This window comes from Chlorobaculum sp. 24CR (genome assembly GCF_004118635.1).
In the GTDB taxonomy this organism is placed as follows: domain Bacteria; phylum Bacteroidota; class Chlorobiia; order Chlorobiales; family Chlorobiaceae; genus Chlorobaculum.
The window spans coordinates 1-552 of the sequence record NZ_SDGU01000097.1; the positions used below are offsets into that span (position 1 = coordinate 1).

A 552-nucleotide genomic window follows, 5' to 3' on the forward strand; every position below is an offset into this window, starting at 1 on the left:
TACTGCGCAAATATACGAATATTGCTGGACTTATATTTCAGTTAAGTCAATATATTTCAATATCTTATATCTTTTCCGACTTTTTAGAGATGGCCTTTATTTAAAGGGAGATACGGTTGAAAAAAGTGATACAGAAGCCTTGAAATGGCTTCGTCTATCCGCAGAACAGGGCTGTGCAGAAGCGCAGCACATTCTCGGTTTGATATATAAAAATGGCCGAGAAGTTAAGCGTAATCCAACCGAAGCAGTCAAATGGTTTCGCTTGGCTGCCGATCAGGGACATGCCCCGGCACAATTTGCCTTAGGTGTGATGTATGGTTCTGGCGATGGTTTAAAAAAGGACTTCGCGGAATCTGATAAATGGGTGAAGTGTGCTGCAGATCAGGGATTCGCGCCTGCATAGAAGTTGTGGGAAAAAATATCGAAGAAACAATAAGGCTCAAAAAACCGGACATCCCGAGTCTGTAAGATAAAGTGTGTAAACGGTCATAGTTTCCTATCATGTAACAAGGAGCAAAACTATGACCAGAAAGAAAGACAAGACCCCGGACA

Annotated in this window: 1 protein-coding gene; it reads left to right on the plus strand. The window is 42.0% G+C overall.

Annotated elements, in window-relative coordinates; all coding sequences use genetic code 11:
• The coding region (locus EST62_RS12790) for a tetratricopeptide repeat protein (protein WP_134751656.1) at positions 1 to 403 on the plus strand (403 nt) is incomplete at its 5' end.
• Positions 404 to 552 lie beyond the last annotated feature (149 nt).